Annotated in this window: 16 protein-coding genes; 12 read left to right on the top strand and 4 right to left on the bottom strand. The window is 68.6% G+C overall.

The annotated features are described in order from the left end of the window. The first annotated feature begins 46 nt into the window (after positions 1-46). From ACFVWW_RS02735 to ACFVWW_RS02725, 3 genes are all read left to right on the top strand, one after another. Complete coding sequence (locus ACFVWW_RS02735; RefSeq protein WP_384182664.1) at positions 47-688, top strand: TetR family transcriptional regulator; 642 nt, start codon at positions 47-49, stop codon at positions 686-688. Positions 689-758: 70 nt separating this feature from the next. Further along, entirely contained in the window at positions 759-1,736 is a 978-nt protein-coding gene (locus tag ACFVWW_RS02730) for a CehA/McbA family metallohydrolase (RefSeq protein ID WP_386875489.1), read from the top strand. 140 nt (positions 1,737-1,876) lie between these two features. Then, complete coding sequence (locus tag ACFVWW_RS02725; RefSeq protein ID WP_386875487.1) at positions 1,877-2,461, top strand: hypothetical protein; 585 nt, start codon at positions 1,877-1,879, stop codon at positions 2,459-2,461. Between the two features lie 56 nt (positions 2,462-2,517). Here ACFVWW_RS02725 and ACFVWW_RS02720 read toward each other — a convergent pair whose 3' ends face one another. After that, positions 2,518-3,063 (bottom strand): hypothetical protein, encoded by a 546-nt coding sequence (locus tag ACFVWW_RS02720; RefSeq protein WP_384328072.1) that lies wholly within the window; start codon positions 3,061-3,063, stop codon positions 2,518-2,520. A gap of 138 nt (positions 3,064-3,201) precedes the next feature. Here ACFVWW_RS02720 and ACFVWW_RS02715 point away from each other — a divergent pair, with 138 nt between their 5' ends. Together ACFVWW_RS02715 and ACFVWW_RS02710 are read left to right on the top strand one after the other, a co-directional pair. Beyond that, positions 3,202-4,032, top strand: a complete 831-nt coding sequence (locus ACFVWW_RS02715) for an IS5 family transposase (RefSeq protein WP_386876709.1) — start codon at positions 3,202-3,204, stop codon at positions 4,030-4,032. A gap of 33 nt (positions 4,033-4,065) precedes the next feature. Then, positions 4,066-4,323 (top strand): DUF6221 family protein, encoded by a 258-nt coding sequence (locus tag ACFVWW_RS02710; protein ID WP_384328069.1) that lies wholly within the window; start codon positions 4,066-4,068, stop codon positions 4,321-4,323. Between the two features lie 19 nt (positions 4,324-4,342). On the opposite strand, the gene sigJ is transcribed toward ACFVWW_RS02710, so the two are convergent. Beyond that, on the bottom strand, positions 4,343-5,242 hold the full coding sequence (sigJ, locus tag ACFVWW_RS02705; protein ID WP_386875485.1) for an RNA polymerase sigma factor SigJ: 900 nt from the start codon (positions 5,240-5,242) through the stop codon (positions 4,343-4,345). Positions 5,243-5,343: 101 nt separating this feature from the next. Here sigJ and ACFVWW_RS02700 point away from each other — a divergent pair, with 101 nt between their 5' ends. The 4 genes from ACFVWW_RS02700 (at position 5,344) to ACFVWW_RS02685 (ending at position 7,305) form a co-directional block, all read left to right on the top strand. After that, positions 5,344-5,706: a hypothetical protein gene (locus ACFVWW_RS02700; RefSeq protein ID WP_384328063.1), complete on the top strand. Its 363-nt coding sequence runs from the start codon at positions 5,344-5,346 to the stop codon at positions 5,704-5,706. 177 nt (positions 5,707-5,883) lie between these two features. Further along, positions 5,884-6,390 carry a CS1 type fimbrial major subunit gene (locus tag ACFVWW_RS02695; RefSeq protein ID WP_386875483.1) on the top strand — a complete coding sequence of 169 codons (507 nt, stop codon included), beginning with the start codon at positions 5,884-5,886 and terminating at the stop codon, positions 6,388-6,390. Between the two features lie 87 nt (positions 6,391-6,477). Then, positions 6,478-6,639 carry a hypothetical protein gene (locus tag ACFVWW_RS02690; RefSeq protein WP_384182650.1) on the top strand — a complete coding sequence of 54 codons (162 nt, stop codon included), beginning with the start codon at positions 6,478-6,480 and terminating at the stop codon, positions 6,637-6,639. A 156-nt stretch (positions 6,640-6,795) separates the two neighbouring features. Continuing rightward, on the top strand, positions 6,796-7,305 hold the full coding sequence (locus ACFVWW_RS02685) for a VOC family protein (RefSeq protein ID WP_386875481.1): 510 nt from the start codon (positions 6,796-6,798) through the stop codon (positions 7,303-7,305). A gap of 5 nt (positions 7,306-7,310) precedes the next feature. Here ACFVWW_RS02685 and ACFVWW_RS02680 read toward each other — a convergent pair whose 3' ends face one another. After that, entirely contained in the window at positions 7,311-7,982 is a 672-nt protein-coding gene (locus tag ACFVWW_RS02680) for an HAD family hydrolase (RefSeq protein ID WP_386875479.1), read from the bottom strand. Between the two features lie 327 nt (positions 7,983-8,309). On the opposite strand from ACFVWW_RS02680, the gene ACFVWW_RS02675 reads away from it, so the two are divergent. Together ACFVWW_RS02675 and ACFVWW_RS02670 are read left to right on the top strand one after the other, a co-directional pair. Then, entirely contained in the window at positions 8,310-9,374 is a 1,065-nt protein-coding gene (locus ACFVWW_RS02675) for a glucose 1-dehydrogenase (protein WP_386876707.1), read from the top strand. Between the two features lie 279 nt (positions 9,375-9,653). Further along, positions 9,654-9,944, top strand: coding sequence for a hypothetical protein (locus ACFVWW_RS02670; RefSeq protein WP_386875477.1), 291 nt, complete (start codon positions 9,654-9,656; stop codon positions 9,942-9,944). On the opposite strand, the gene ACFVWW_RS02665 is transcribed toward ACFVWW_RS02670, so the two are convergent. Then, entirely contained in the window at positions 9,895-10,749 is an 855-nt protein-coding gene (locus tag ACFVWW_RS02665) for a methyltransferase domain-containing protein (protein ID WP_386875475.1), read from the bottom strand. The two genes, ACFVWW_RS02670 and ACFVWW_RS02665, sit on opposite strands and share 50 nt — an antisense overlap. A gap of 40 nt (positions 10,750-10,789) precedes the next feature. On the opposite strand from ACFVWW_RS02665, the gene ACFVWW_RS02660 reads away from it, so the two are divergent. Then, complete coding sequence (locus ACFVWW_RS02660; protein WP_386875473.1) at positions 10,790-12,280, top strand: PLP-dependent aminotransferase family protein; 1,491 nt, start codon at positions 10,790-10,792, stop codon at positions 12,278-12,280. Positions 12,281-12,375 lie beyond the last annotated feature (95 nt).

Here is a 12,375-nt window from a genome sequence, read left to right as displayed (position 1 = left end):
AAGACGCTCCTGGGTGTCATGCGAGGCATCGAGGTACCATGGCCCGATGAGTACCCGCCCCGAAGTCAGCCTGGCCCAGCGCAAGCGTCAGCTCGTCTCGGACGAACTGACCGAGGCGGCATTGCAACTGCTGGCTCTGAAGGGGTTCGACGTGGTCACCATCGACGAGATCGTGACCACCGCCGGCGTGTCCAAGCGGACGTTCTTCCGGTACTTCGCGTCCAAGGAGGACGTGGTCGTCCAGTTCCTGACCGACATGGGCACCGGCATTCACGCGGAGTTGGCAGCCCGCCCCAGCAAGGAGCGCCCCTCCGTGGCGCTGAAGCACGCCGTCTGGGTTCCCATCGCGGCCTGCGCCGACCACTCCGACAGGGCACTGCGAGTTGTTCAGCTGATTCTGCGTACCCCCGCCCTGCACGCACGCTTCCTGGAGCGCCAGGCGCAGTGGCGCGACGACCTGACGGCGGAGCTGGCACGCCGCCTGGGACTCGACCCCGCCACCGGTCTGTACCCGCAGCTGGCCGCCGGGATGGCGCTGACCGCCTTCAATACCGTGCTGCAACGATGGAGTGACAGCGACAGCGCCGAGGACCCCGCCGAACTGACCGACCGGGCCTTCGCTGTCATCGCCCCGGCGTTGGACGCCGTCGAAACGGCGAGCCCCCCTCGTACCCGCGCATCGCGGTAGCCGGCGAGACGGGAACTCGTGCCGGGGCTAACGGCGTTCGGTTGGCAGGGCGGAAAGACCGAGGAGAACGATGCCACCGGCGAATGTTCCACCTGCGCGCGCGGAGGGCCGAGGCCGTGGCTGGTACCGCGGGGACTGTCATGTGCATTCCGTGCTCTCGGATGGCGAGCTCACCCCGGATCAGTTGGCAACGGCCGCAAGCGCAGCCGGGCTCGACTTCATCGCGACCACGGAACACAACTCCGCCGACGCGCACGGAGCATGGGGCTCTCACTGCGCTCGCGACCTGTTGGTGGTGCTCGGCGAGGAAGTGACCACGAAGACCGGACACTGGCTCGCGCTCGGTATCGGACCAGGTCAGGTGGTCGGCTGGGAGTACGGTGTCCGGGAAGGACTGATCGACACCTACGTAGCGCAGGTTCATGACGTCGGTGGAATATGCGTGGCCGCCCACCCACACGCGCCCTACCCGTCGGGCGTCTTCATGTATCCGTACCAGGGCTTCGACGTTGTTGAGGTCTGGAACGGGCTGTGGGCGTCGGACCTGCCGTGGAACGCCGACAACGAGGCGGCTCTGGCGGAATGGGGCCGCAATCTCGGGGCGGACATCCACCAGGGACGATGGCGACCGGCGATGGGCAACAGCGATACCCATCTGCAGGGCCAGATCGGTATCCCGCATACCGTCGTCCTCGCCGAGGAGTTGAGTACGGAGGCGATCCTCGCGGGCCGGAGTTGGATCGCCGGTTCGACCGCAACCGAGCTGTCCTTCACGGCCACCGCTGCCGACCGCGGCGTGGGGGTGGGCGAGCGACTGGAGACCCTTGGAGAGCAGGTAGCCGTTCGAGCACACATCCGCGGTGTCTCCTCTGCCACTGTCAGTTTCCACACCGACCGTGGCAAGGTCCACCGCCAGACGCTGCCCAACCACGGCTCGGGCACCGCCGAGTGGCACACCACCGCGGAGGAGTCGACGTTCGTCCGGATCGAGGTACGCCACCCGAACGGCCACATGGCAGCACTCACCAACCCGATCACCTTGAGCTGATTCCGCGACGAGACCACCGGCGGGCCCTGCTGGAGCCGGCCTGCGGGATCATCTACACCGTCGGCTCCGAGGACAGTTCTGGCTGACCTGGAGTCCTTCGGTCTCACCCAGCCATCCCGGGACAGGAGACAACGCAAGACATGGATGACGCGTTCACACTCCTTCGGCAGGCCGTCGATCTACTGCCCGAGGATGCCGCGGCAGAGAACGGCCAGACGGTCGGGGATGTCCGCGAGGGCATCGGATGCCAAGAGTGGGAGATGGTGCTCGCCGTTCTCATCGAGATCGGGAACGTCCAGCACCCGTCCCCGGATTTCTGGGAGCGTCTTGCCGAGGCAGCTCGGCAGATGATGCTCGACCGGAGCCGCCGTTGGTGTGAGTGGCGGTGCTGGGAGGCCCAGCACGGCACTGTCCGGGCGACCCTGAGTCTGGTGGGTGCTGAGGAGGGCCGACGCCGGGCTGCCTTTGCCGGGGACGGTCAGCTCAGGCCGATGTGGGACATCGGTAACCGCACCGCCGACGGAGAGCAGGATCTGAACATCGCAAGGCTGTGGGTGGAGTTCGCGGAGGAGCTCGGCCCTGGAGAGACCGCCGATGTCCGGCTGGCTCCCCTGCGGCCCGAGCAATGGAGGCATCTGAAGTGTGGTGACGTGATCACCATGCACGAGGCCCGACCTGTCGCCGGCACGGCCACGGTCATCGAGGTCCTGCCTCCTCACACCTGACCCACTTCGTGGGCGCCCAGGTGCTGGGCGGCCGCTCGCCCGGTGGTCGTCAGTGCTTACCGGAGATCGGGCAGTGGTCCGGAGCCCTTCGGGTAGCAGCCCTCTTCAAGAGGGAAAAGGTACTTCCGGAGGTCCGCGTCGAGCCCTTCAGCGATGTAGGCCGCGAAGTCCCTCAGCCCCTCTGCTGCTTCCCGCTCGTCAGACCTGTCGCTGGACGACCATCTGGGCAGGAGAGACTCCAGGTGCTCGGTAACCCGTGCACGGTCGCGCCACCAGTCCCGAACAGACTCGGGTGTCCATCGGCTGTCGCCGTCGCAGGCATACCCGCAGTACGGATCTGCCTGTGCTGCCTCCACCAGGTTCAGGACCTCGGCCGGGGTCGCCGGCTGGCGATACACGTACTCACCGAGATACTCGCCGCCGTAGAGCACATGACGCGGTGCGTGCCGGCAGCCTGTCCAACAGTTGTCGGCGATGCCGGTGTAGAAGGGGCCAGGAACGTTCAACCAGAGCCGGTCCTCCCAACGCCCCCTGAAGGAGGTCGTGGGCTCGCCTTCTGGAAGCGCCGCTATCGGTTCCTCGTACAGCTCTTCGTAGGTCACCCGCGAAGCGTAGGACCCGACGGGAACGCTCTCCGAGCGCGTGGGAAACGATCTCCCAGCCCTCCGCCTAGAGCGTGTCTCTTTGATCGGTTGGTCAGTTGATCGGATGTGTCTGTCCGATTAGTGATCACTGATGCGATGTGGGACCGGATCGAGCCGCTGATGCCGGCCGATCCGGTCCGCGGTCGACGGTGGGCCGATCACCGCCGAACCTTGGAGGCCATCGCATGGAAGTACCGCACCTGCTCGCCGTGGCGGGACCTGCCAGACGAGCTCGGCTCGTTCCAGACCGCTCACAAACGCCTGATCAGGTGGGCCGTGGACGGCACTTGGGAACGCACCCTCGCCGCAGTTCTGGCAGCGGCCGACGCTGATGCCGACATCGGCTGGACCGTCTCGGTGGACTCCACCGTCTGCCGAGCCCACCAGCACGCCGCCGGAGCCCGGAAAAAGGGGCGCCGGGTCGGGTCGAACCTGACGACCATGCCCTCGGACGCTCCCGCGGTGGCCTGGAGCACGAAAGTCCACCTCGCCAGCGACAATCGCGCACGGCCCCTGGCCCTTCACGTAACCGCAAGCCAGTCGGGCGACGCCCCGGCCTTCGAGACCGTCATGGCCGGCATCCGTGTTCCGCGAAGCGGACCCGGAAGACCAAGGACTCGGCCGGAGGCCGTCCTGGCGGACCGCGCGTATTCATCCCGCGCGATCCGGAATCACCTTCGCCGACGCGGAATCCGCGCCGTCATCCCCCAGCCGTCGGACCAGGTCGGCCACCGTCTGCGGCGAGGCCGCGCCGGCGGTCGCCCACCAGCTTTCGACGCCGAGGCGTACAAGCAGCGCAACGCCGTCGAGCGATGCATCAACCGACTCAAGCAGTGGCGAGGCCTGGCCATGCGAACGGACAAGCTTGCCATCGCCTACCAAGCCGCACTCCACCTCGCCGCCATCCTCATCTGGACAGCCGCTTGACCGCCTAAGCGCCTTGCTCGCGAAGATGGCCACATGGACGATCTTGTGAGGTTCCTCGTCGCACGCGTCATGGACGACAACCACACCTACGCCTACGTTGCCGACACCCTGGGCGGCGAGGCTCTTCTCGACAGCCATCTCCCCATGCTCGACCTGACCGAGCAACTGGCGCACGACTACAAGGCCATGGATTCCTCGGACCCCCGCTCGGCCGGCCTGGCATACGCGCTACGAGTCCTCGCCCAGTCATACGCCGAGCACCCCGCATACCACCAGAAATGGCGGCCATAGCCTTTCAAGGAGACAGGGCCTAGCCGTCCCGCAGCCACGGCCGTAGCTTCTGCGGATTGCGGATCGCCCAGATTCGGGTGACGCGGCCGTCGGCGACATCGAGCGAGGCTACGGTCATGACGACGCCGGCACGCTGGGCCACCAGGCCCGGTGCGCCGTTGACCGACCGCTCCAGGAGTTCGAGGCCCGGAGCCTTGTCTGCGAGCGTGACCATGTACTGGGCGATGCGCGCACCGCCTTCGATCGGGCGTAGGACGGTACCGACCATGCCGCCGCCGTCGGCGGTCATCACGGCGGCCGGGTCGAGGAGGTCGACAAGGGCCGCGATGTCCTTGGTCTCCCATGCCTCTTTGACACGCCGCACCGCGTCGGCCTGCCCGGCCGCCGTCGCCGGAGCCCGCGCGACGCGCACCCGCCGCCGGGCGGAGGCCGCGAGCTGCTTGCAGGCCGCAGGGGTCCGGCCGAGGATGCCGGCGATCTCGGCGAAGGGGTACCGGAAGACGTCGTGCAGGACGAACGCCACCCGCTCGGCGGGCGTCATCGACTCCAGGACGACGAGGAAGGCCATGGTCACCGATTCGTCCAGGACCATCTGGTCGGCGGGGTCGGTGCCATCGCCGTGGCCCCACTCGGCGCGGTCGGGCAGCGGATCGGGCAACCACGCGCCGACATAGCGTTCACGCCGGGCCCGCGCCGAGCCGAGCACGTCCAGGCAGATGCGGCCGGTCACCGTCGTCAGCCAGGCGCCGGGGGACACGATCTCCTCCTGCCGACTTCCTGGCAGCGCGTACCAGCGCGCGTAGGCCTCCTGTACGGCGTCCTCGGACTCGGCCAGTGAACCGAGCAACCGGTAGGCGACATTGATCAGTTGGCGCCGCTCACCGGCTATCTCATCGGTGCTCGTCCCAGGCGTCCCCATGCTCCCGACCGCCTCCTCGCCTTACCTTTCGCAGGCCCGCGTCGTCGGGCTGGTGAGACCTTATCGATCTACTGCCCCCGGGCGGAAAAGGGGACCGTGGCATGGCAACCCAGGCGACGACACAGCACCGCTTCTCGTTTCTGCAGATCGCGATCACTCTGCAGACCCTGACCATCTTCCTTCAAGCGGTCTCCGCCGGACTGCTGCTGACCTCGTCCTACGGTGAGACGCTGCACAGCGTCGGAGCCCGTGTGATGTACGGGGCGTCGATGCTGTACGTGCTCGCGGCGGTGCTGGCGTGGAAGCCGGGCGGCGGCTCGCCCCGGCCCGTCTGGCACGCGTCCGGCTTCCTTGTCCTCGCCTCGGTCCAGGTCGTGCTCGGCATCGCGCACATACCGTCGGTCCATGTCCCCCTGGGCGTCCTGATGTTCGGATTGAGCGTGCTGGCGCTGGCGCGGCGCTGAAGTCCGCTACGGGTGCCAGCAGCTCTACGACCAGCGACTGGCCACCCTGCCCGGTGTCCAGCGTCTGATCTCCACCCTGGTCATGAAGCGTGTCGTCGACGACCGGCCGCTGCCCGAGCAGCCACCGCCGCAGGGCACGTGCGCGTGACTTTGCGCCACCGGCCAAGTTGACCGGGCATGACGAGTACATCCCGCCCGCTCACCGTCGCTGCCCTCGCCGTCGCAACGGCCGCCGCCACGGTCTCCGGCGCCGTCGCCGCGCCCCAATCCGACCCCGTTCCCTCTCCGGTCCACATCTCCGCGACCATCCCCAGCAAGCAGTTCCACGTCCAGCCCAGGGATCCCAACTTCGGCAAGGACGAGGTCCTGTCCTACAACCCCGTCTCGGGTGAACTCTCCCCACTCAGGGGCACATTCGACGTCAAGAATACAGACGGCAGCGTCCACGCCTACATCGAAGGGGGCCCCGCCTCCCTCTCCAACAGGTCGGACGCCATCCCGTTGACCACCACCTTCAACGGCGTGGTGTTGACAGCAACACCCCAAGAGGTCGTGAACGACGGAGAGTCCACTCCCGGAACGCAAGCCGACATGGTGATCGCTGCCGCCAAACCGGCCGACACTCAAACCGGGCTCTACACGGCCGGCTTCACCGTCATCTTCGACGCCGTTCCCCGCGGGTAAGCCAGAAGAACAGATCCCACACGACGTCCATGGGGCCGGCGCGGGGCGGTACATTCCCGCCGGCCCCACCACGCGAGAGTCCCAGCGGTGGCAGCACCCGCCGGGCACGAAGATCTCACCAAGGTCTTCGGCAAGGACCGCCGCCCCTGGATCACCGCCGCGGCCGTCGGTGATCTGTGGCCGGGGGAGAAGGCAGCACGTAGCGTGGTGTGCAGATGCCCGGCGGATGTCTCCAGCCCGGTGGCGTGATCGAGCTGCCCGAGAGATTCCGGACCCCGCACGAGGGCGACGCCGTGCCCTTCACGGGGACCGGCGGGCAGCGGATCACCGCCGCCGGACAGAGCCTGGCCGGCCGCGCCGACGGAAGGACGGGAAGGTACGGCACAGAGACGTTTGGAGGTCTCGATGGGTACCGATTCAGCGGCAACGCCCAGTTCCGGCGGGTCCTCGCGGGCCGGTGAGCCGGCCGATGAGCCGGCTGATCCGCCGGTGGAGGGCCACGGGCCTCGGCTGGCGTCCGTCGTGATGTTCGTCCAGGATCTCGACAGCTCGGTGGACTTCTATCGTGAACTGCTGAAAATGCGGGTCACCGTACGCTCGACCACCGCCGCGCTGCTCGTCGGCACGGATGGCACCCAGCTGTACGTACGTGCCGTGGGCCCCGGCGCGGATCACCCGCTCGGCGCCATCGGCATCCAGTACGTGATCTGGACGGCGGACAGCCGCGATGATCTCCGTCGGTGCGAGCGCGTACTCAAGGACCGCTCGGCTCTTGTCCTCGCCTCCGAACAGGCGGCTGACGGCTTGGCGGAGGTCGAAGGCCGCGACCCGAGCGGTCTGCCCATATTGGTGGCCTACCCCGGCCCCGAGGATACGGCGCGTCACCAGATCATGCCCCGTGTCTACGCCTGGTGACCGCCTCACAGACCCGGGAAAGGCTCCGCCAGGGAATTGAGCACATGATCGGCCTTCGCGGCCCGCAGCTCAGACACGGTGTAGTGGCCGCTGGCGACCCCGATCGCCGTCGCGTTCGCCGCATGGGCCGCCTCGGCGTCCCGCGGTGTGTCGCCCACTACGTACACCTCTTCCCGGGCGAGATCCCGTCCGTGCAGCCGGGCGGCCTTGGCGACGGCCATCCTGGTCACCTCTCCCCGGTCCGGCGAGTCCGAGCCGTAGGCGCCGAACAGGAAGTAGCGGCCGAGCTTGCCCGGTTCCATCTTTGTCCTGGCCGCGCCCTCCATGGCGCCGGACGTCAGGCCCAGGATGATCCCGGCATCCGCGATCCGGCGCAGCGTGTCCTCGACGCCATCCAGAACCCGGTAGCCGTCGGACCGCCAGATGTCGTCCGACAGGTGCAGTAGGTACGCGGCGAACAGCCGGTTCATCTCGTCGGGGCCGGCGTCCCGGCCGAGCACCCCGCGAAACGTCTGCCGGCCGACCTGCGGATCGGTCTCACCGGCCGAGGTGTGTTCACCGATGTCGGCGGCCACACCGTGCAGTTGATCGAACGCCCATGTCCAGCTGCGCGCACCGGCGCCGCCGGTGTGCACCAGGGTTTCGTCGATGTCGAACAGCACCGCGATCGGGCCCATGTCCCTGCCCCTCTGTTCCGTTGCGAGCTCGGCGACGGCCTCCTTTTCAGGATGGCGGAACCGGAGGTGCTCGGCGAGCGGTGGCGACGGTGTCCGGGAACGGGAGCACCCTGCTGATCGCGACAGCGGGGTGGAACGGCGATACGTTGGAGAGGCGGGCCGGCCTGCGGCGCCGGATGCGCGTGATTCCCCGTACGCGGGCCAACCCGCCGTACGGGGACCAGCCCGGCCGTGCGCGAACCAGCCCGGCACGCGAACGGCCGCGCCCTCTCACTTCGCAGGTGGGGCAGACGCAACGCGCGCGTTCGGTGCAAGGAGGGCATGGAGATGAAGGCCATCACCGTCGTACCCGGTCAGCCCGGTCAGCCCGGTCAGCCCGGTCAGGTGGAGACACGCGACGTCGACGAACCCGGCCCGGCACAGGGCTCGTTGCTCGTCGAGGGCCGGCTGCTCGGCATCTGCGGTACCGACATCGACATCGTCGACAAGGGCTACGGTGCGCCGCCGCCCGGTCAGGGGCGCCTGCTGGTCGGGCACGAATCCCTGGGTACGGTGCTGGAGGCGCCCGAGGGCAGTGGTTTCGCACCGGGAGACCTGGTCGCCGGTATCGTGCGGCGCCCCGACCCGGTCCCCTGCGGACCGTGTTCGCACGGCGAGTGGGACTTCTGCCGCAACGGCCTGTACACCGAGCGCGGTATCAAGGAGCTGAACGGCTTTGGCTCTGAACGGTGGCGGTCCGAACCGGAGTACGCGGTCAAGCTCGACCCCGGGCTGGGCGACCGCGGAGTCCTGCTGGAGCCCGTCTCCGTACTCGCCAAGGCATGGGAACAGACCGATCGCATCCTGACCCGGTCCTCCTGGAAGCCCCAGGTCGCTCTGGTCACCGGCGCCGGGCCGATCGGCCTGTTCGCCGCGATGCTCGGGGTGCAGCGCGGCCTGGAGGTGCATGTACTGGACCTCAACGCCAGTGGACCCAAGCCTCAGTTGGTCGCGGACCTGGGTGCGACGTTCCACACCGGCGACGTCCGGGACATCGGTCTGGAGCCTGACGTGGCCATCGAATGCACCGGTGTCGGTTCACTGGTCTACGCGCTGACGGATGTGGTCGGGGCCGGCGCCGTCATCTGTCTGACGGGCATCTCCCCCGGCAGCAGGAAGGTCGCCGTGGACCTGGACGCGACCAACCGGGAAATGGTGCTGGAGAACATCGTGGTCTTCGGCTCGGTCAACGCCGGCCGGCGTCACTACGAGCAGGCCGCCGACGCCCTGGCCAAGGCGGACCCGGGCTGGCTGGACCGCCTCATCACCCGGCGGGTGCCGATGAGCGGCTTCGCCGACGCCGTGCACAAGCACAGCGACGACGTCAAGGTCGTCGTCGACCTCCACGCCTGAGCGAGCAGCCTCGTTGGGCCGTCCGGGTGAATCGGCGCCGCGCGGCAATCCGGGGCGGGGGGTGTGCCGAATGCCGTGTGGTGACAGGGGTGCCGGTGCGAGAGGCATCCCTTCACTGCCTGTCCCGGATCCGAGACCTAGTCGGATCCGGGACAGGGTGCGGCCTTCCGTTGTCACGGAAAAGCGAAGGGAGTATTTCATGCGGGGCGCCTTTGGCATGCCCGTCGTGGCAGCGGGAGTTCTTCCCTTGCCCAGCAGCGAAACGTGTCTTGTTATCCCGTGCCGAGCGACACGGGGAGCGTCGGAGCTCTCGCCGCACCGCTGTTCGTCCTCGGCGCTGCCGGCGTCGCCGCGGCCGACAACTCCGACTTCCACAAGTCGAGGACCTCCGTCAACGAGCACGGTGCCTGGACCGGGCAGATCAGCTCGCACGCGAGCACCCGCGGTGACGGCTATGGCCGGTTCGGCGACCGAGGCGCATTCGGCTACGGCGGCCGCCTCGCGGGCCGGCGGGTGACGGTCATCGGCCCGCGGTGGCGGCGCCGGGCGGGTTCACGGCGACGGCCTTGAAGAATGTGTAGTGGAAGGTCCCGTCGGCCTGTGCGGTGCGGTGCAGGTCGGTGATCCCCCGATCCCAGTCGGCCGCGGTCGTGAGCCCGGCGGCCAGTGCGTCGGCCCGGGACGATGCGACCATGGCGATGAACGTGTTGCGCGTAAAGCCGTCGACCAGTGCGGGCCGGGTCTGGTCGGCGTACACCGTGCGGGGACGAACCACGATGTCCTCGTATCCCGCCTGGGCCAGCAGCGGTTGCACCTGCCGGCCGATCAGCGCGTTTCCGCCGGCGGCGGACTGCAGTTGGACCTGACGTTCGATCGCCGCCTGAGCGTATGCGCTGGTGGGATGGAAGAACGCCGATCCGTGATCCCCTTCGATCACGGTGATGGTGCCCTCGGGCCGCAGCACGCGCCGTAGCGCGGTCAGTGCCTGCCGGGGGTCCGACAGATGCTCCAGGACGAAGCAGACGAAGACATGGTCGAACTCCGCCTCGGCGAAGGGGAGATCGAACAGATCAGCGTGACACCACTCCACATCCGCCCCCGGCGCGTGGGCCGCGACACGGGCGCGGGCCTGTGCGAGGGAATCATCAGCGTGGTCGACCGCGACGATGTGGGCCCCCGGGCCGGCCCGGGCCAGGTGGATCGTCTGGGCGCCGACCCCGCAACCGATCTCCAGCACCCGGCTACCGGCGGGATAGGCCGTGCCCGCGTGCAACAACGCCGCCAACGTGTCCGCCTGGTCGCCGAGCCGGGCCGCCTCGCGTTCCGAGTATCCGTGCACATAGCCGGCCGTCACGCTCGCTTCAGGGGATGTCATCGCTGTATCCATGCGTTCACCCTGCTGCCACTATGGCTCGATGAACAGGTCCAATCGGCGCTCCTCCGACCAGTCCATAGTGTCCGGAGCCGACTTCCTGCAACTGAACATCGACGACGCGCCGGTGGGCAGGCGATCCGACTGGCTGGCCCGGCAGCTTCGGCTCGCGATATCGGACCACCGCCTGCCGGTGGGGACCAGGCTGCCGGCCACCCGGGTACTCGCCGACGAACTGCGGGTGTCCCGCGGCGTGGTCACAGAGGCGTACCAGCGACTGACAGAGGACGGGCACGTGGCAGGACACGGGCGCAACGGAACGATCGTTGTCGCCGCTCCCGCCTCGCCGCCGGAAGTGCCCCCGGCCACGCCCGGCGCTCGACCGTCGCCGAGTGCGCTGTTCGCGGCCGCACCCGGTGCGGACATTTTCGACTCGGTGCGAGCGGCACCCGCCCGGATCGACTTGTCGCCCGGCGTGCCCGACCTCGCCGCGTTTCCGCGATCGGCGTGGCTGCGTGCCGAACGCAGCGTACTCGCCAACCTCCCGGCGTCCGACCTCGGATACGGAGACCCTCGTGGGACACCGGCGCTGCGCCACGCCATCGCCAACTGGCTCGCCCGCAACCGGGCGATCAGGGCGGACCCGGCCGAGATACTCATCGTCGCCGGCACCTCCCAGACACTCAGCCTGCTCGGACGCGCGCTGCGTGACGACGGGATCTCCGCGGTGGCCGTGGAGGACCCAGGATCACTCGGGGCCCGCCAGCTTCTGCGCGATCAACGGTTGGACACCCCGCCGGTCCCGGTCGACTCCCACGGCGCGCGCGTCGACGCACTGCGCGACACGGCCGCTCCAGCCGTTTTGCTGACGCCCGCGCATCAGTTCCCGACCGGAGTGGTGCTCAGTGGTGCTCGGCGTCGTGAACTGATGGGCTGGGCCACCGAGAACGAGGGACTGATCATCGAGGACGACTACGACGCCGAGCACCGCTATGACCGGCCTCCGGTCCCCGCCCTGCGATCCGTACTTCCCCGTCATGTCTGCTATGCCGGGAGCGTATCCAAGCTCCTCGCCCCCGCTCTGCGTATCGGCTGGGTTCTCGCACCGCCGAGGTATCAGGACGCTCTGATCGCCGCCAAGCGTTTCGCCGACCTCGGCAACGCGGCACTGCCGCAGCAGGTGCTGGCCCAGTTCATGGAATCGGGCGAGATGGAACGCCAGTTGCGGCTTCTGCGCACACGCCACCGCCGTCGCCGGGACGCCATGGTCGACGCGATCAGAACCCACCTTCCGCACGCGGTCGTGCACGGCGCCGCGGCGGGCCTGCACCTGATGATCACGTTCGACGCCGAGTTCGCCGACACCGACCTCGCTGCCGCCGCACTTGCCCGTGGCGTGAAGGTGCAGCCACTGTCCTGGCACAGCCAGCACGCAGCACGCCCCGGGCTGGTCCTCGGCTACGCGGCGAGCTCGCCCACGGACATCAGCGAAGGTGTGGCAACCCTCGGCGACGTCCTGCGCCGCCTGCCCTGAACCGAGTGCTTCCTGAGCCGCCCCTGCCTGCGATGGGCTCTGCGGCGCCCAGGGCGCCGCGCTTCGGATGCCGGGCAGTCCTCATGGCCGCACCA

The sequence above is a fragment of the Streptomyces sp. NPDC058198 genome, from assembly GCF_042882605.1.
GTDB lineage: Bacteria > Actinomycetota > Actinomycetes > Streptomycetales > Streptomycetaceae > Streptomyces.
The sequence above is the reverse complement of the archived record's forward strand: the minus strand, read 5'-3'. Positions and strand labels throughout refer to the sequence as shown.